The 17,920-nt window shown below is 62.5% G+C and carries 15 protein-coding genes; 10 read left to right on the forward strand and 5 right to left on the reverse strand.

What is annotated here, in order from left to right:
* Positions 1-11 precede the first annotated feature (11 nt).
* The 10 genes from accB to ACQRBV_RS06100 all read left to right on the forward strand — a co-directional run bounded on the left by accB (position 12) and on the right by ACQRBV_RS06100 (position 12,546).
* Complete coding sequence (gene accB, locus ACQRBV_RS06055) at positions 12-476, forward strand: acetyl-CoA carboxylase biotin carboxyl carrier protein (protein ID WP_060755020.1); 465 nt, start codon at positions 12-14, stop codon at positions 474-476.
* Positions 477-493: 17 nt separating this feature from the next.
* Complete coding sequence (accC, locus tag ACQRBV_RS06060) at positions 494-1,855, forward strand: acetyl-CoA carboxylase biotin carboxylase subunit (RefSeq protein WP_060755021.1); 1,362 nt, start codon at positions 494-496, stop codon at positions 1,853-1,855.
* A gap of 219 nt (positions 1,856-2,074) precedes the next feature.
* On the forward strand, positions 2,075-2,953 hold the full coding sequence (gene prmA, locus ACQRBV_RS06065) for a 50S ribosomal protein L11 methyltransferase (RefSeq protein ID WP_090367037.1): 879 nt from the start codon (positions 2,075-2,077) through the stop codon (positions 2,951-2,953).
* Positions 2,954-2,983: 30 nt separating this feature from the next.
* Positions 2,984-4,219 (forward strand): DUF3426 domain-containing protein, encoded by a 1,236-nt coding sequence (locus tag ACQRBV_RS06070; RefSeq protein ID WP_411985111.1) that lies wholly within the window; start codon positions 2,984-2,986, stop codon positions 4,217-4,219.
* A gap of 185 nt (positions 4,220-4,404) precedes the next feature.
* Positions 4,405-5,418, forward strand: coding sequence for a tRNA dihydrouridine synthase DusB (dusB, locus tag ACQRBV_RS06075; protein WP_161547810.1), 1,014 nt, complete (start codon positions 4,405-4,407; stop codon positions 5,416-5,418).
* Positions 5,415-5,735 (forward strand): DNA-binding transcriptional regulator Fis, encoded by a 321-nt coding sequence (fis, locus tag ACQRBV_RS06080; RefSeq protein ID WP_002555375.1) that lies wholly within the window; start codon positions 5,415-5,417, stop codon positions 5,733-5,735. The genes dusB and fis overlap by 4 nt, the downstream gene beginning before the upstream one ends.
* An 81-nt stretch (positions 5,736-5,816) precedes the next feature.
* Positions 5,817-7,424 (forward strand): bifunctional phosphoribosylaminoimidazolecarboxamide formyltransferase/IMP cyclohydrolase, encoded by a 1,608-nt coding sequence (purH, locus tag ACQRBV_RS06085; protein ID WP_060755025.1) that lies wholly within the window; start codon positions 5,817-5,819, stop codon positions 7,422-7,424.
* 129 nt (positions 7,425-7,553) lie between these two features.
* Positions 7,554-8,846, forward strand: coding sequence for a phosphoribosylamine--glycine ligase (gene purD, locus ACQRBV_RS06090; RefSeq protein ID WP_060755026.1), 1,293 nt, complete (start codon positions 7,554-7,556; stop codon positions 8,844-8,846).
* Positions 8,847-8,970: 124 nt separating this feature from the next.
* The gene (locus tag ACQRBV_RS06095) at positions 8,971-11,742 is read left to right on the forward strand and encodes a hybrid sensor histidine kinase/response regulator (protein WP_060755027.1); all 2,772 of its coding nucleotides are present in this window, start codon (positions 8,971-8,973) and stop codon (positions 11,740-11,742) included.
* A 207-nt stretch (positions 11,743-11,949) separates the two neighbouring features.
* Positions 11,950-12,546 (forward strand): MarC family protein, encoded by a 597-nt coding sequence (locus tag ACQRBV_RS06100; protein ID WP_060755028.1) that lies wholly within the window; start codon positions 11,950-11,952, stop codon positions 12,544-12,546.
* Here ACQRBV_RS06100 and ACQRBV_RS06105 read toward each other — a convergent pair.
* From ACQRBV_RS06105 to cobG, 5 genes are all read right to left on the reverse strand, one after another.
* Entirely contained in the window at positions 12,543-13,322 is a 780-nt protein-coding gene (locus ACQRBV_RS06105; RefSeq protein WP_161547809.1) for a hypothetical protein, read from the reverse strand. The two genes, ACQRBV_RS06100 and ACQRBV_RS06105, sit on opposite strands and share 4 nt — an antisense overlap.
* A 236-nt stretch (positions 13,323-13,558) precedes the next feature.
* On the reverse strand, positions 13,559-15,196 hold the full coding sequence (cobJ, locus tag ACQRBV_RS06110) for a precorrin-3B C(17)-methyltransferase (protein ID WP_060755030.1): 1,638 nt from the start codon (positions 15,194-15,196) through the stop codon (positions 13,559-13,561).
* A complete protein-coding gene (locus tag ACQRBV_RS06115) occupies positions 15,196-15,927 on the reverse strand; it encodes a precorrin-2 C(20)-methyltransferase (RefSeq protein WP_205344195.1) in 732 nt (243 codons plus the stop codon). Before ACQRBV_RS06115 ends, cobJ begins: the two co-directional genes overlap by 1 nt.
* Positions 15,927-16,553, reverse strand: a complete 627-nt coding sequence (locus ACQRBV_RS06120; RefSeq protein WP_090367047.1) for a precorrin-8X methylmutase — start codon at positions 16,551-16,553, stop codon at positions 15,927-15,929. The genes ACQRBV_RS06115 and ACQRBV_RS06120 overlap by 1 nt, the downstream gene beginning before the upstream one ends.
* Positions 16,546-17,892 carry a precorrin-3B synthase gene (gene cobG / locus ACQRBV_RS06125; RefSeq protein WP_411985110.1) on the reverse strand — a complete coding sequence of 449 codons (1,347 nt, stop codon included), beginning with the start codon at positions 17,890-17,892 and terminating at the stop codon, positions 16,546-16,548. The genes ACQRBV_RS06120 and cobG overlap by 8 nt, the downstream gene beginning before the upstream one ends.
* Between the last annotated feature and the right edge of the window lie 28 nt (positions 17,893-17,920).

Below are 17,920 nucleotides of genomic sequence, written 5' to 3' on the forward strand. Positions count from 1 at the left end.
GTTGATGATTCATGGATATCCGTAAAGTTAAGAAACTGATCGAACTGCTGGAAGAATCCGGTATCGACGAGCTGGAAATCAAGGAAGGCGAAGAGTCCGTACGCATCAGCCGTCACAGCAAGACTCCGGCCCAACCCTACTACGCACCACAAATGCAGGCACCGGCTCCCGCCGCACCTGCTCCGGCCGCCGCACCCGCTGCCGCTGCTGCACCTGCCGCCCCAGCCGCACCTGCGCTGAACGGTTTCGTGGTCAAGTCGCCAATGGTCGGTACTTTCTACCGTACCCCGGCACCGGGTTCGCCATCCTTCGTTGAAGTCGGCAAAACCGTGAAAGTGGGCGACACCATCTGCATCGTTGAAGCGATGAAGATGATGAACCACATCACCGCTGAAAAAGCCGGCGTCATTGAATCCATCCTGGTAGAAAACGGTCAGCCGGTTGAGTACGACCAGCCGCTGTTCACCATCGTTTGAACCGCGGAGCGCCTTCGATGTTGAAACCTGCGAAGAAACTGCAAAAAGTCCTGATCGCCAACCGCGGCGAGATCGCGCTGCGTATCCTGCGCGCCTGTAAGGAAGAGGGCATCAAGACCGTCGCTGTTTACTCGACGGCCGATACCGAATTGATGCACGTGAAGCTGGCGGACGAAAGCATTTGCATCGGCCCGCCACTGGCCTCGAACTCGTACCTGAAAGTCTCCAACATCATCGCGGCCGCGGAAGTGACCGGCGCTGATGGCATCCACCCGGGCTACGGCTTCCTCGCGGAAAACGCCGACTTCGCCGAACAGGTGGAAAAATCCGGCTTCGCCTTCATTGGCCCCAAAGCCGACACCATCCGTCTGATGGGCGACAAGGTGTCGGCCAAGGACGCGATGATTGCGACCGGCGTGCCAACCGTTCCAGGTTCTGATGGCCCGCTGCCTGAAGACGAGGAAACCGCCCTGCGCATCGGTCGCGAAGTCGGTTACCCGGTGATCATCAAAGCCGCTGGTGGTGGTGGTGGTCGCGGCATGCGTGTGGTGCACAAGGAAGAAGATCTGATCGAAGCGGCCAAACAGACCCGCGCCGAAGCCGGTGCCTGGTTCGGCAACTCGATGGTCTACCTGGAAAAGTACCTGACCAACCCACGTCACGTGGAAGTGCAGGTGCTCTCCGACGGCCAGGGCAACGCCGTCCATTTGGGCGACCGCGATTGCTCGCTGCAACGTCGTCACCAGAAGGTACTGGAAGAAGCTCCGGCACCGGGCCTGGACGAAAAGGCTCGCCAGGAAGTGCTGGCTCGCTGCGTCAAGGCGTGCATCGACATCAACTACCGTGGCGCCGGCACCTTCGAGTTCCTCTACGAGAACGGCCGCTTCTACTTCATCGAGATGAACACTCGTGTGCAGGTAGAGCATCCGGTCACGGAGATGGTCACCGGTGTCGACATCGTCAAGGAGATGCTCAGCATCGCCGCTGGCAACAAGCTGTCCTTCACCCAGGACGACGTGAAGATCCACGGTCACTCCCTGGAGTGCCGGATCAACGCCGAAGACCCGAAAACCTTTATCCCAAGTCCAGGCCTGGTCAAGCATTTCCATGCTCCCGGCGGCAACGGCGTTCGCGTCGACTCGCACCTGTACAGCGGCTACAAGGTTCCGTCCAACTACGACTCGCTGATCGGCAAGCTGATCACCTGGGGCGCGACCCGCGACGAGGCCATGGCCCGCATGCGTAACGCCCTGGACGAAATCGTGGTCGACGGCATCAAGACCAACGTCCCCCTGCATCGGGACCTGGTTCGTGATGAAGGCTTCTGCGAAGGTGGTGTAAACATTCACTACCTGGAACACAAGCTGGCCAACCAGTAAGTGCTCTACCCAACAAAGCCGCCTTCGGGCGGCTTTGTTGTTTCTGGCCTGCTGATGTGATCGTTCCCACGCTCCGCGTGGGAATGCATCTTGTGACGCTCCGCGTCACGAACGCGGGATCGATCGTCGGCGCAGTCGTCTTCTGCCCGCCTCTCGCGTAAACTTGCGCGCTTTCGCGACACATGTAGTCGTACACTCATTTTTTCAAAGGTGCCCGCCATGCCTTGGCTGCAAGTCCGTCTCGCCATCAGCCCAGAACAAGCCGAAACCTATGAAGACGCTTTCCTCGAAGTAGGCGCCGTTTCGGTCACGTTCATGGACGCCGAAGACCAGCCGATCTTCGAACCCGAACTCAACACCACGCCGCTGTGGTCCCACACCCACCTGCTGGCCCTGTTCGAAGACGGCACCGATGCCGCCAGCGTGCTGGCCCATATGGAATTGCTCACCGGTAGCCCGCTGCCGGAGCATCACAGCGAAGTGATCGAAGACCAGGATTGGGAACGCAGCTGGATGGACAACTTCCAGCCGATGCGTTTCGGCCAGCGCCTGTGGATCGTGCCGAGCTGGCACGCCGCACCGGAGCCTGGCGCCGTCAACCTGCTGCTGGACCCGGGCCTGGCGTTCGGCACCGGCACCCACCCCACCACTGCGCTGTGCCTGGAATGGCTGGACGGCCAGGACCTCACCGACTGCAACGTACTGGACTTCGGCTGCGGCTCGGGGATTCTGGCGATTGCCGCGCTGTTGCTGGGCGCCAAGCAAGCCGTGGGCACCGACATCGACGTGCAAGCCCTGGAAGCCTCCCGCGATAACGCGGGGCGCAACCACATTGCCGAGGACAAATTCCCGCTCTACCTGCCGGAGCAATTGCCCCAGGTGCAGGCCGACGTGCTGGTGGCCAACATCCTCGCCGGGCCGCTGGTTGCCTTGGCGCCGCAACTGTCGAGCCTGGTCAAGCCGGGCGGCCGCCTGGCGCTGTCGGGCATCCTGGCCGAGCAAGGCGAGGATGTCGCCGCCGCTTACGCCGAGGATTTCGAACTGGACCCGATCGCCAATCGTGATGGTTGGGTACGCATCAGCGGTCGTCGGCGCTAGAATGAGCGCTTGCCTGAATCGGATGGCCGCATGACCGACAGTTTCGTCACCCAGTGCCCGCATTGCCAAGCCCGCTTTCGCGTCAGCCACGCCCAGTTGAGCGTGGCCCGTGGCGTGGTGCGCTGCGGCTCGTGCCTGCAAGTGTTCAACGCGGCTCGCCAGCTGCTGGAGCAGCGCGCTCAAGCACCTGTACCCGCACCTGCGCCGGAACCTGAACAACCGACCGCCGTCGAGGCAGCACCCGCGACGCCACGGGCCATCAGCCAGAAGCAGTGGACCGCCGAAGTACTGGACCTGGATAACCTGGACCTGGACGAAGAACTGGCCAAGCTGGAACGCCGTGAGATTCAGCATACTCAGCCATTGAACGCAGAGCGCCGCCAGGCGGGCGCTGACCGCCGGCAAAAAGACGCCCTCAGCGCCAGCCGCGACACCGCCAAGGCGGAGGAAGAAAAATGGGCCGCCAGCCTGTTCAGCGAACCGCCGGAAGAACGCGCCCAGGCCAATGACGCCGAACCACCCTCTGCGACCCGGCAGCGCACCGAACCGTCCATGTCGCATCCTATCGACGATCTGGATGATGAACCGCCGCTGAGTTCAGGCCCTGAGGATGAGGTTTTCGACCCGCCCGTGACGCCGGTCATCGACGAAGTGGAAGAGCCCGCTCCCGAAGAATCACAGCCGCGCCGCAAACAGGCACGGCCGCAGGCAAGCGTTCACGACGACGTCCTCCAGGACCTGGAAGACGATCCGCTGCACCTTTATTCACAAAAACGTCCGTCAGGCTGGGGCCGTCGACTGCTCTGGCTGCTGCTGGTAGTAATCGCCGCCGGCGGCCTCGCCGGCCAGTACATCGCCTACCAATTCGACGACCTGTCGCGCCAGGATGCCTACCGCCCCTGGTTCCAGCAGTTGTGCCCGAAATTGGGATGTACGGTGCCATCACGGGTCGACATTGCTCATATCAAGAGCAGCAACCTGGTGGTGCGCAGCCACCCGGAATTCGCCGGAGCATTGGTGGTGGATGCGATCATCTATAACCGTGCGACGTTCTCCCAGCCGTTTCCGCTGCTGGAACTGCGTTTCGCGGACCTGAACGGCAACCTGATCGCCAGTCGTCGCTTCAAACCCGCCGAATACCTGAGCGGCGAGCTGGCCGGCGTGAGCGAAATGCCCTCGCAAACCCCCATCCACATCTCCCTGGACATCCTCGACCCGGGCAATAAAGCCGTGAATTACAGCCTGAGCTTTCACTCGCCCGAGTGAAGCGGTGCACAACCGAAGGTTTGGCGACGGATTATTGACTGCATCGCCGCCGACCAAACCGACGGCGATAAAGAAATAGCTGCTCAGATTTTATCCAATTCAGCCTTTATCCAGTCATCGAGAGCGGGTATCATGCCAACCCTTTTTCGAACTCTAATGATCCGGCCCCACAACAGGGAAGTCCTATGTCGGCGGTACGCATCGGCCCATACACATTGCAGAACGGCTTGATTCTCGCCCCAATGGCGGGCGTCACCGACCAGCCCTTTCGTCAGTTGTGCAAGCGTTTGGGCGCTGGTCTAGTAGTCTCGGAAATGGTCACCAGCGACATGAGTTTGTGGAATACCCGCAAATCGCGGATGCGCATGATCCACGAAGGTGATCCCGAGCCCCGCTCGGTACAGATCGCCGGTGGTGATGCACAGATGCTGGCGGATGCGGCCCGGGCCAATGTGGAACTGGGTGCGCAGATCATCGATATCAACATGGGTTGCCCGGCCAAGAAGGTCTGCAACAAGGCCGCCGGTTCCGCGCTGTTGAAAGATGAGCAGTTGGTTGCCGAGATCCTGCAGGCCGTTGTTGGCGCAGTGGATGTGCCGGTCACGTTAAAGATTCGCACCGGCTGGGACCGGGACAACAAGAACGGCCTGACGGTGGCGAAGATCGCCGAACAGGCAGGAATTACAGCGCTGGCAGTGCATGGTCGCACCCGCGCCGACCTTTACACCGGTGAAGCCGAGTACGACACCATTGCCGCGATCAAGCAGGCGGTGTCGATGCCGGTCTTTGCCAACGGCGATATCGACTCAGCCGAGAAAGCCCGGCGCGTGCTGCACGCAACCGGTGCCGATGGCTTGTTGATTGGCCGGGCTGCCCAGGGGCGGCCGTGGATTTTCCGTGAGGTCGATCACTTTCTGCGTACCGGCGAAGTCTTGCCGGCACCGGAGCTGATCGAGGTGGAACGTATTCTGCTAGAGCATCTGGCCGCCCTGCACGCCTTCTATGGGGACGTGATGGGTGTACGCATTGCTCGCAAGCATGTCGGCTGGTATCTCGCAACCCTGCCGGGCGCCAGGGAGTTTCGCGCCCACTTCAATCGTTTGGAAGATACGCAAGCACAGGTCACCACCGTTCGAGAGTACTTCAGCGAGCGCGAAAAGAGCCTGAGGACAGGGAACGGAGAGGGGGTGGCCGCATGACGATGATGACCGAGACTTTAGTGAGTGGAACAACACCCGTGAGCGACAACGTCAATTTGAAACAGCACCTCAACACACCGAGCGAAGAAGGCCAGACCCTTCGCGGGAGTGTCGAGAAGGCGCTGCACAATTATTTCGCCCACCTTGAGGGCGCTTCCGTCACGGACGTGTACAACCTGGTCCTCTCGGAAGTCGAGGCGCCCTTGCTCGAAAGCGTGATGAACTACGTCAAGGGCAACCAGACCAAAGCCAGTGAGCTGCTGGGCCTCAACCGGGGCACCTTGCGCAAAAAGCTCAAGCAGTACGATTTGCTGTAAGCATTCAATCAACCCAGAAAGGCGCCCGCGTAAAAACGGTCGCCTTTTTTGCTGACTCCTTTGCTTTTGATGGAAATTGAAATGACCGACCAGACTACCCGCCTTCCGATCCGCCGCGCCTTGATCAGTGTTTCTGACAAGACCGGGATCCTCGAATTTGCCCGGGAGCTGGAAGCTCTGGGTGTGGAAATCCTCTCCACGGGCGGGACCTTCAAACTGCTGCAGGACAACGGCGTGGCCGCAGTAGAAGTCGCGGACTACACCGGTTTCGCGGAAATGATGGACGGTCGGGTCAAGACCCTGCATCCGAAAATCCATGGCGGCATCCTCGGCCGTCGCGGTATCGATGACGCCATCATGAGCGAGCACGGCATCAAGCCGATCGACCTGGTCGCCGTCAACCTGTACCCGTTCGAAGCCACCATCAACAAGCCAGGCTGCGACCTGCCGACCGCCATCGAAAACATCGATATCGGCGGCCCGACCATGGTGCGCTCGGCGGCCAAGAACCACAAAGACGTGGCCATCGTGGTCAACGCCGGCGACTACGGCCAAGTGCTGGAAAGCCTGAAAGCCGGTGGCCTGACCTACGCCCAGCGCTTTGACCTGATGCTCAAGGCGTTCGAACACACCGCCGCCTACGACGGCATGATCGCCAACTACATGGGCACCGTGAACCAGGCCGCGCAAACCCTGAGTACAGAAGGCCGCAGCCAGTTCCCGCGGACCTTCAACAGCCAGTTCATCAAGGCCCAGGAAATGCGCTACGGCGAGAACCCGCACCAGAGCGCGGCGTTCTACGTGGAAGCCAAGCCGGCCGAAGTGGGCATCGCCACCGCGACCCAACTGCAAGGCAAAGAGCTTTCCTACAACAACGTGGCCGATACCGACGCCGCGCTGGAATGCGTGAAGAGCTTCGTCAAGCCCGCCTGTGTAATCGTCAAACACGCCAACCCATGCGGCGTGGCCGTGAGCCCGGACGCAGAAGGCGGGATTCGCCAGGCGTATGAGCTGGCCTACGCCACCGATACCGAATCGGCCTTCGGCGGCATCATCGCCTTCAACCGTGAACTGGATGCCGAAACCGCCAAGGCGATCGTTGATCGTCAGTTCGTCGAAGTGATCATCGCGCCAAGCGTGAGCGAAGAGGCACGTGCCATCGTTGCCGCCAAAGCCAACGTGCGCCTGCTGGCCTGCGGCGAATGGTCGGCCGAGCGAGCCGCTGCCTGGGACTACAAGCGCGTCAACGGCGGCTTGCTGGTACAGAGCCGCGACATCGGCATGATCAGCAGCGCCGACCTGAAAGTGGTGACCCAGCGCGCCCCGACCGAACACGAGATCAACGACCTGATCTTCGCCTGGAAAGTGGCCAAGTACGTCAAGTCCAATGCCATCGTCTACGCCAAGAACCGCCAGACCATCGGTGTCGGCGCCGGCCAGATGAGCCGTGTGAACTCGGCGCGTATCGCCGCGATCAAGGCCGAACACGCTGGCCTGCAGGTTGCCGGTTCGGTGATGGCCTCCGACGCATTCTTCCCGTTCCGTGACGGTTTGGACAACGCCGCGAAAGCCGGCGTAACCGCCGTGATCCAACCGGGCGGCTCGATGCGCGATGCCGAGGTGATCGCCGCGGCCGATGAAGCCGGCATTGCCATGGTCTTCACCGGCATGCGCCACTTCCGTCACTGATCGATCGTTCCCACGCTCCGCGTGGGAACGCAGCCTGGGACGCAGAGCGTCCCAAAGCGTGACGCAGAGCGTCACAAGAGGCATTCCCACGCAGAGCGTGGGAACGATGACCCAAACGAGGTTTTTGAAATGAATGTTTTGATCATTGGCAGCGGTGGCCGTGAACACGCCCTGGCCTGGAAAGTTGCCCAGGACCCACGCGTTCAGAAAGTCTTCGTGGCCCCCGGCAACGCCGGCACCGCGATTGAAGCCAAGTGTGAAAACGTCGCCATCGACGTGCTGGCCCTTGAGCAACTGGCCGACTTCGCCGAAAAGAACGTCGCCCTGACCATCGTCGGCCCGGAAGTCCCGCTGGTTGCAGGCGTCGTGGACCTGTTCCGCAGCCGTGGCCTGGATTGCTTCGGCCCAACCGCCGGCGCGGCCCAACTGGAAGGCTCCAAGGCGTTCACCAAGGATTTTCTGGCTCGCCACAAGATCCCGACCGCCGACTACCAGAACTTCACCGAGATCGAGCCGGCCCTGGCTTACCTGCGTGAAAAAGGTGCACCGATCGTGATCAAGGCCGATGGCCTGGCCGCCGGCAAAGGCGTGATCGTTGCCATGACCCTGCAAGAAGCCGAAGACGCCGTGCGCGACATGCTCGCCGGCAACGCCTTTGGTGAGGCCGGCTCGCGCGTCGTCATCGAAGAATTCCTCGATGGCGAAGAAGCCAGCTTCATTGTGATGGTCGACGGCAAGAACGTACTGCCAATGGCCACCAGCCAGGACCACAAACGCGTCGGCGACGGCGACACTGGCCCGAACACCGGCGGCATGGGTGCGTACTCCCCTGCCCCAGTGGTCACCAGCGAGGTGCACCAGCGTGTCATGGACCAGGTGATCTGGCCGACCGTGCGCGGCATGGCCGACGAAGGCAACGTGTACACCGGTTTCCTGTACGCCGGCCTGATGATCGACAAAGCCGGCAACCCGAAAGTCATCGAGTTCAACTGCCGTTTCGGCGACCCGGAAACCCAGCCGGTGATGCTGCGCCTGCAATCGAGCCTGGTGCTGCTGGTGGAAGCCGCCCTGGCCCAGGCGCTGGACAAGGTTGAAGCGCAGTGGGACCCTCGCCCGAGCGTCGGCATTGTGCTGGCGGCCGGTGGCTATCCTGCGGACTACGCCAAGGGCGATGTGATTGAAGGCCTGGACGCGGCAGCTGCGCTGGAAGGCAAGGTGTTCCACGCGGGCACCGCGCTCAAGGATGGCAAAGTCGTGACCGCAGGTGGCCGCGTGCTGTGCGCCACGGCAATGGGCGCCAGTGTCGACGCGGCGCAACAACAGGCATACAAGCTGGCGGCGAAAATCGACTGGAAAGGCTGTTTCTACCGTACGGACATCGGCTATCGCGCCATTGCCCGTGAACGTGGCCAGAACAGCTGAGCCGCTACTCTCCAGTAGCTATCCGTTCGGTTAGGTAAGGGCCTTCGGCCCTTGCCCTACACATGTCGCCCCGCGCATAGTTAACCCATGCATCACGTGCATCAACCTACGAAGGGATTTCGCCGTGCGCTGGCTCAGGATCGCCATAGGTTTCACCGTCAGCCTGCTGACACTGCTCTGCTTGTTCCCGGCCCAGGCCGCGGCGCAAGGCAGTGGTTGGGCGGTATTACTTGATGAACAGGCCGACCTGCAACTGAGCGACATCCGCTCCTCACGCTACACCAATCAATTCAGCCCCATCGAACTGGACCGGATTACCGCTGCGCAACCGGACGGCGCGTTGTGGGTGCGCTTCAGGCTGCAACCCGGCAAGCACGAACAAGTGCTGCGGGTGTTTGCCCCGGACTTGTCCCATCTGAGCCTGTATGTGCTGGACGGCGACACCCTGGTGGAACAACAGACCACCGGCACCCGCCAACCCCAGGTTGAAAGGCCGCTACCGAGCAGCGACTTCATGCTGCCGATGCCCCAGAGCCCCAAACCACTCGACGTCTACCTGCGCCTGGTGTCGGAGCATGAGCTGCGCCCCTATATCACCCTGGAGCCGGCCGTACTGGCGGCGGCCGACCAGCACCAGACGCTGATCTACGGGCTGCTGTTCGGCGTCCTCTTGATGCTGATCCTGCACAACCTCACGCGCTTCGCCTACCACCGCTCGCGGAGCAGCCTATGGCTGGCCGCCTGCGAGTTCCTGTTGATGCTCAGCCTGCTGCTGTTGCTCAACCTGATCGGGCCCTGGCTGCCGAACTGGCAAGCCATCCAGACGCCCGGCGCCTACCTCGCGCTATTGCTGACCGCCCCCTGCGGACTGATGTTTGCCTACCGCTTCTTCATGCCGCTGGGCCCGCATCCGCTGAACAAACTGTTGATGGCGGACATCCTGTTCATCGTGCTGTGCGGTCTGCTGCTGTTGTTCGTCAACACCTTGCCGCTGAACATCATCACCTATGCCCTGGTCGCCCTGGCCGGGTTGAGCATGCTGTTCATCTCGGCCTACCACTGGCAGAAAGGCTATCGCCCGGCACGCTTGTTCGTGGCGGCCATGGTGGTGTTCAACCTCGGCACGCTGATCATCCTGCCGGCCCTGCTCGGCCTGACACTGGTAGCACCGCAGGGTTTGATCGTCACCCTGCTGAGCTTTATCTGCCTCAGTGGCCTACTGATGAGCCTGGCCCTGGGCGAGCGCCAGCGTGCAATTGTTGAAACCCGCTTCAGCCTCAGCCGCGACCTGGCCGCCAGCAACGCCGAGATCGCGGCCAAGGCCGAGTTCCTGGCGAAGATCAGCCACGAAATCCGCACCCCAATGAACGGCGTGCTGGGCATGACCGAATTGCTGCTGGGAACGCCGTTGTCGGTCAAACAGCGGGACTACGTGCAGACCATCCACAGCGCCGGGAATGAGCTGCTCACGCTGATCAACGAGATCCTCGATATCTCCAAGCTGGAGTCCGGGCAGATCGAGCTCGATGATGTGCAGTTCGACCTCAACGCACTGATTGAAGACTGCTTGAGTATCTTCCGCGCCAAGGCCGAGCAGCAAAACGTCGAACTGATCAGTTTTATCCAGCCCCAGGTGCCTCGTGTGATCAGTGGCGACCCGACACGTCTGCGCCAGGCACTGTTGAGCCTGCTGGAAAACGCCCTGCAGAAAACCGACGAAGGCGAAGTGCTGATCGTCGTCGCCCTGGACGAGCGCAGCCCCAAGCCGCGCCTGCGCATTGCCGTGCAAGACAGTGGCGTCCCCATGGACGCCATCGAGCGCGATGCCCTGCTGCACAGCGAACTGCACAGCAAGAACTTCCTCTCGGCCACCCGTTTGAGTGGCCATCTGGGCCTGGTCATCGCCCGCCAACTGATCCTGCTGATGAACGGCGAGTTCGGCATCAAGAGCAGCAGCCATCAGGGCAGCACCCTGTGGTTGACCCTGCCGCTGGACCCGGAACGTCTGGAACACCCGACCTCCGACCTCGATGGCCCGCTCAAGGGCGCACGGGTGCTGGTAGTGGACGACAACGACACCTGTCGCAAAGTGCTGGTGCAGCAATGCTCGGCCTGGGGCCTGAACGTGAGTGCCGCGCCCTCCGGCAAAGAGGCCCTGGCCTTGTTGCGCACCAAGGCGCACCTGCGCGATTACTTCGATGTGGTGCTGCTGGACCAGAACATGCCGGGCATGACCGGCATGCAGCTGGCGGCAAAGATCAAGGAAGACCCGAGCCTGAACCACGACATCCTGCTGATCATGCTCACCGGCATCAGCAACGCGCCGAGCAAGATCATCGCGCGCAATTGCGGGATCAAGCGCATTCTCGCCAAGCCAGTGGCCGGGTATACGCTCAAGACCACCCTGGCCGACGAGCTGACGCAGCGCAGCAAAGGCAACGTGCCGCCACGCCCCGTCCTCAGTGCACCGGCAGCCATCACCGTACCTGCCGATTTCCGCATCCTGGTGGCTGAAGACAACAGCATCTCCACCAAGGTGATCCGTGGCATGCTCGGCAAGCTCAACCTCAACCCAGACACCGCCAGCAACGGCGAAGAAGCGCTGGAGGCCATGAAAGCCCAGCGTTACGACCTGGTCCTGATGGACTGTGAGATGCCGATCCTCGATGGCTTCTCGGCGACCCAGCAACTGCGTGCATGGGAAGTCAGCCACCAGCGCATCCGTACGCCGGTCGTGGCGCTGACGGCGCACATTCTGTCGGAACACAAAGAACGCGCACGCCTGGCCGGGATGGATGGGCATATGGCCAAGCCGGTGGAATTGTCGCAGTTACGTGAGTTGGTGGAATACTGGGTGGCGCAGCGTCAACAGCGCCCGGAACACGCCCCCTCCTGAGAACTTGTAGTGAGCGGGCTTGCCCCGCGCTGGGGGCGGAGCCGCCCCAATAACAACGCCGCAGTGTTTCAGAAAGACCGAGGTGTCTGGTTTTAGGGCGGCTTCGCCACCCAGCGCGGGCAAGCCCGCTCACTACAAAGCCCCTTGCAGATTTGGTGTGTGCCGCCTGATAGACTCCACACACTTTATCCACCACGAGCCACTCACATGCTCCACGTGTTATTCAGCGTCTACCTGAAAATGCTGGTGCTCTACAGCCCGTTCTTCGTGCTGTCCTGTTTTATCAGCCTTACCCGGGGTTATTCCAGCAAGGAGCGTCGGCGCCTGGCGTGGAAAGTGGCGCTGGCCACACTGGTGTCGAGCGTGCTGCTCTACCTGTTCGGCCGCGTGATTTTCAGTGTCTTCGGCATCACGGTGGATGCCTTCCGCATCGGCGCCGGTAGCGTACTGTTCATTTCCGCCCTGGGCATGGCCCAGGGCAAGTCGGCGGTACAGGCCGACAATGTGCAGCAGGACGTGACCATCGTACCGCTGACCATCCCCCTCACGGTCGGCCCCGGTACGATCGGCGCCCTGCTGGTGATGGGCGTGAGCCAGCCGCATTGGGATGACAAGATCATGGCCATCCTCAGCATCGCCCTGGCCAGCCTCACGGTCGGTGTGGTGCTGTATTTGTCCAACCGCATTGAACGCATTCTTGGCGACCAGGGCTTGCAGATTGTCAGCCGGCTGATGGGGTTGTTCGTCTGCGCGCTGGCCGCGCAGATCATCTTTACCGGCGTGCGCGGTTACCTGGTGCCCTAGATGCGGTACTTGGCGATCGCCAGTTGCACCTTGTCTCCCGCACTCTCGCGCATCAGCTGAAGGGTCTTTTCGTTGACCACCGTGGTGTTCAGCACCAGGCAGGTCTGCCCGCTGAAAGCCTCGAACGAGGAGCTGTCCCACTCCAGGAAGGGCAAGCCCACCTGTTTATCCACGCCACGGGTGCTGTAGGTCACCAGCACCATCATCAATCCACCCTCGGTTTGCGCACAAGACGCCAGGCCAAAATCACCGCCCTGATGCACCGAGCTATTGCGTTTGAACAACTCGAACGACGCCGGCGTCTGCTTCAACGCCTCCAATGCATCGGCCGCCAGTTTCGGCAGCGCAGTGAGCAGCGGCCCGGACAAGGCACTCGACGCCAGCATGCCGGCGATGAGGTTCAGCGCCGCCAATTGCACGGTCAGGCCCTTGCCCATACGTGAGACCCGCTCGAAGCTGCTGCGCACCGGCAACCACCCCAGGCTGACCATCACCTTGATGAATTCGTCGTACCAATCCTCGGTTCCACGGTGCACTTTCAGCACATCGCTGACGTAGCTGCTGGCCAGCAAATAGCTTTTACGCACGTACTCCCTGTTCAGGCCGGACAAGCCTTCGGCAAACGAGATGACGCCATTGTTGACCACGGCTGCATTGAAGTCGTCCTCGGCGTCCTGCGGTAAAACCGCCTGCCTGGCTGATGCTCCCGGCAGCTTATAGGCAGCAATCAACTTGCGCCGTTTTGTACTGCTGATCCCTCTGTGATGTCGCTCCATTTTGATTCTCCACAAGCACCCCAACTCGGGGCTTATGTCCACCCTAGTCCACGGGCTGATGGGCTTTCCAGACGCTATAAATCCCTTGGCCCAACCCGGCGAAGCGCGCTGCCCAGCAATCACGCCGCGTGACGGGCAGGCTGGCGGATTTCGTCGCAGAAAAAAGAAAAAGCCCCGAACGACGCCAGGAAAATCCCTGGGTCATTCGGAGCTTTCCGGCGACCAATGAAGCGTTTTCAGGACGCAGGCTTTTCGCCGTACCAGCGCGGTGTATATACCCATTGACCGCCACCGGCACGCGGGAATGTGCAGGTAGTGGACGAGCCGATCAACACCATGGTGCGCATGTCCACCTGCTCCGGCGTCAGTTGCCCCAACGTAGTGACACGCAGGGTCTGGCCCGGACGACCGATATCGCGCCCCAGCACCACGGGCGTTTCAGGCGTGCGGTGCAGTGCCACGATTTCCAGTGCACGCCCCAGCTGCCACGGGCGTGAGCGGGAGATCGGATTGTAGAACGCCAGCGCCAGATCGGCCTGGGACGCGAGGTCCAGGCGTTTTTCGATGATCGACCACGGCTTGAGGTTGTCCGACAGCGACATCACACAGAAGTCATGGCCCAACGGCGCCCCCGCCTGGGCGGCGGTGGCGAGCGAGGCCGAGACACCCGGCAGGATTTGCAGGTCGACCTGATGCCACGTCGGGTCGGTGGACTCGTGCAAAGCCTCGATCACCGCGGCGGCCATGGCGAACACGCCCGGGTCGCCGGACGACACCACCACCACCGAGCGCCCCTGGGCCGCCAGCTCGAAAGCGTGGCGCGCGCGCTGCATTTCTTCGCGGTTATCGGTGCAGTGCTGCACCTGATCGTCACGAAACGGGCCGGCCATGCGCACGTAGGTTTCATAACCCAGCACGTCGGTGCAACGCGCCAGTTCAGCCTTGACCGCCGGCACCATCAACTCGGCTGCGCCAGGGCCCAGGCCGATCACGGCAAGGCGGCCACGCACCCGGCCGACTTGCGACAGGTCCAATGGTTGCTCGGCGACATCGATGACGATATCGGCATCGCGGCCGGCACTGACGAAACGCAGCGGTACACCCAGCTCCAACGCCGCTGCGTGCAACGACGCTTCAGCCATGTGCGTATCGCTGGCCAGCAGGCACGCCAGGGATTGCACGGCGATACCCGCCTCACGCAGCGCCGTGCGCACACGCTCAGCCAGTTGTGCACCTGGCTTGCAGGTCACGCTCACGTTCTTCGGATAAATCAGCAACTCATCGGGCGCTGGGCTGCGCTCGGCATTGCCCACGTGAATCGCCAGGCGTGCCTGTGCGTCCTGGGGCAGGTTGGCCTGGTCCAACCACGGCGCTACGCCCTCGATGCGTACCCTTTCACCGGCCAGCAGGTCGGAAACGAAGCGCTTGCCCAGCTCCAGATCCGCCAACTCATAGCCCTTGGGCGGGTTGAGCAGGCAAGTGCCGAAACGCAGCTCGCCACTGGTGGTAATCGCAGCGGCCACCTGCAGCGCAGCGCCAATGTCGCGTGCCATGACGTTCACGCCGCCCAGCCCGCCGAGCAGCGGCACCACGGCGCTACCGTCTTCGGCAACCGCCAGCACGGCGGGTTCTTCGCCCTTTTCCAGCAGCAGCGGCGCCAGGGTGCGGATCACAATGCCGGCGGCGCACAGCGCAATCAGCGGCGTGCCTTGTTGATAGAGCTGGCGCAGGGTCGTACCGAACTCACTGTAGACCCTGTCGGCGCCGTCGACCCGAGCCGCCAGGCCGTAGATCAAGGCGCCGGGGTACACCTGCTGGATCTTGCGCGCAGTGGCCAGGCTGCCCTGGCCGAGGATGACAATCGCCGGGCTCATCAACCTTGCCACCGTTCACCGGGTACGATTATCAACGAAAAGTACGGCGACGAAGCAGGATCAACCTGATCCAGCGGTACGATCTTCTGGTTGGCCATGGTCGCGCGCTCCACATACAGCGCACGCTTGGCCAAGCCGAGCTCTTCGAGCACCTGGCGCACCTTGGGAAAGTTGCGCCCCAGCTTCATGATCACCGCGGCATCGGCGTCCGCCAGGCGGCGCTTGAGATCGTCGTGGGGCAACACGCCCGAAAGCACCGACAAGCTCTGGTTGCGATACACCAACGGCGCGCCGAGCACCGACGCACCACCGAGCATCGAACACACCCCCGGAATGACCTGGGCTTCATAGCGTTCGGCCAGGCGGTCGTGCAGGTACATGTAGGAGCCATAGAAGAACGGGTCGCCTTCGCAGATCACCGCCACGTCGCGGCCGGCGTCCAAGTGCGCGGCCACGTCGACACTGGCGGCGTCGTAGAAATCGCTGATGACCTGTTCATAGGACATCGGTGCCGGCAACACCTCGGTGGTCACCGGGTACACCAGCGGCATCAGGGTCTGTTGCGGCACCAGGTGGTCTTCGATGATGCCGAAGGCGTTGCCCTTCTTGCCCTTGGCCACGAAGTACGCCACCACCGGCGATTCGCGCAGCAGGCGCAGGGCCTTGAGGGTGATGAGTTCCGGGTCACCGGGGCCGACGCCCAGGCCGATCAAACGTCCGCGTGCCTGCATTATTCGACCTCCGTGGCCAAGGCGTTGACCGCAGCGGCAGCCATCGCACTGCCGCCCAGGCGGCCCTGCATGATCACAAAGGGCACGCCACGGCTATCGGCTGCAAGCATGGCCTTGGATTCGGCAGCGCCGACAAACCCCACCGGGAAACCCAGGATCAATGCCGGTTTCGGGGCGCCGGCGTCGAGCATTTCCAGCAAGTAGAACAAGGCCGTCGGCGCGTTGCCGATCACCACCACGCTACCTTCCAGGTGCGGGCGCCACAGCTCCAGGGCGGCGGCGGAACGGGTGTTGCCCAACTCCCGCGCCAATTGCGGCACGCTGTCGTCGCGCAGGGTGCAGATCACGGGGTTATTGGCCGGCAGGCGTGCTCGGGTCACGCCTTCGGAGACCATTCGCGCATCACACAGAATCGGCGCGCCAGCGGCCAACGCAGCGCGCCCGGCCTGGCCCGCGCCTTCGGAAAACTGCAGGCCGTCGATTGCCTCGACCATGCCGCACGCATGAATCACGCGCACCGCGAGTTTTTCCAGGTCGGCCGGGATGCGGTCCAACTTGGCTTCCGCGCGAATAATGGCAAAGGAGTTGCGATAGATCTCCTGACCGTCGCGGATGTAATCAATCATCGGTGTTGCTCCGTGGGCGGGCGCGTAGCAAGGCGCCCGTCGCTTCAATGGAAAGGTTGTGCGCGTGCAGCCGGCCGAAACCGGGTTGGGCTGGATCACGAAAATAGAGGTCGTAGTGGCCCGGGCTTACCGCCAGCAGCGTGACCGGCGCGGTGTGCGCGGCGGCGCAGGAACGCGGGCAGCCGGACAGGTGCACGTCATGGCCGGGGTGCAACGCGGCGAGTTGCACCGCGTCAGCCTTGGTGTCGGCCAGGGCTTTGCCGCAGCCGCTGGAGCCGGTGCAGGCGATCATGCGCGCCAGGGGCTGCTCGATAGAACAGAGAAAGCCCAACTGCGCCAGGCGTTGGGTCACTGCGTGCGGCTTTTCGACGTAGGGCAGCAGCACGCCTTGCCAAGGCGTGAAACGCAAGGTGCCGTCGCCGTACTCGTCGGCCAGTTGCGCAGCGCCTTTGAGCATCGTCGAATCCAGGCGGCCCAACGGGGCGATAGCGGCGACGTAGAACTGGTTCTTTTGCTCCTGTGGATAGGTTCCGAGGTGCAGCAACGCACCGCTGGGCGGACGTTTGAAGCCGTCGGTGGGCAGCAGCGGCAGGTTGAGACGGCCCAACACACTCTCCACGGGCAGATGGCGCATGCGGGTTTGCGCAGGGCTCGCCAGATCGAGGAACGCTTCCAGGACCGCCACCGCCAGGGCATGGCCCTGCTCCAGCGGTACGGCGCCCAACGGTGCATTCAGCCCAGGGCAACCGGCCAGGCCGAACGCGAGCAGCGTCTGGCCGTCGCGTACAAACGCCGACAGCCACAGATCGTGATGATGTTCGAGCATCGCCAGGGCTTCGCCACCATCCAGCTGCACCGCGAACTTGGCCGACAGCTCATGGAAGCGCGGATGGCTTTGCAAGGTGGCGAGAATCTGGTCGGCCAACGGGCGAGTGTCGAACAGCATTTGCGGGTCGATACCGGCGCTGGGGCTGAGCATCAGGTTGCGCACGTCGTCGCCGCCGGCGTTGCGGGGGCCAAGACCTGCGGCCAGCAGCGTCGCAATCAGCGCTTCCTGGTCGGCACCGATTCCGCGAATCTGCAGGTTGGCGCGGTTGGTCGCCTCGATCACCCCACCGGCATAGGCCTGGGCCGCGTCTGCCACGGCGCCGGCTTGGGCGGCGGTGATTGAACCGCCCGCCAGTTTGACCCGGCAAATGCCGCCATCCAGCGCCTGGACGATACGCAGCAACCCCGGACAAGCCGAGGGGCGCAAGGTATTCACAGCGGGCGTTGGGTTCACGGGGCTACCGGTTGACGGGTCAAGGCGCGGTATTATGCCTGCTTTGTCCGGCGGCATGAAAAGCCTGCCCGTCGGATGTCGTTCA

Origin of the sequence: Pseudomonas sp. R11F (assembly GCF_050312575.1) — a bacterium.
Taxonomy (GTDB): Bacteria; Pseudomonadota; Gammaproteobacteria; order Pseudomonadales; family Pseudomonadaceae; genus Aquipseudomonas; species Aquipseudomonas palleroniana.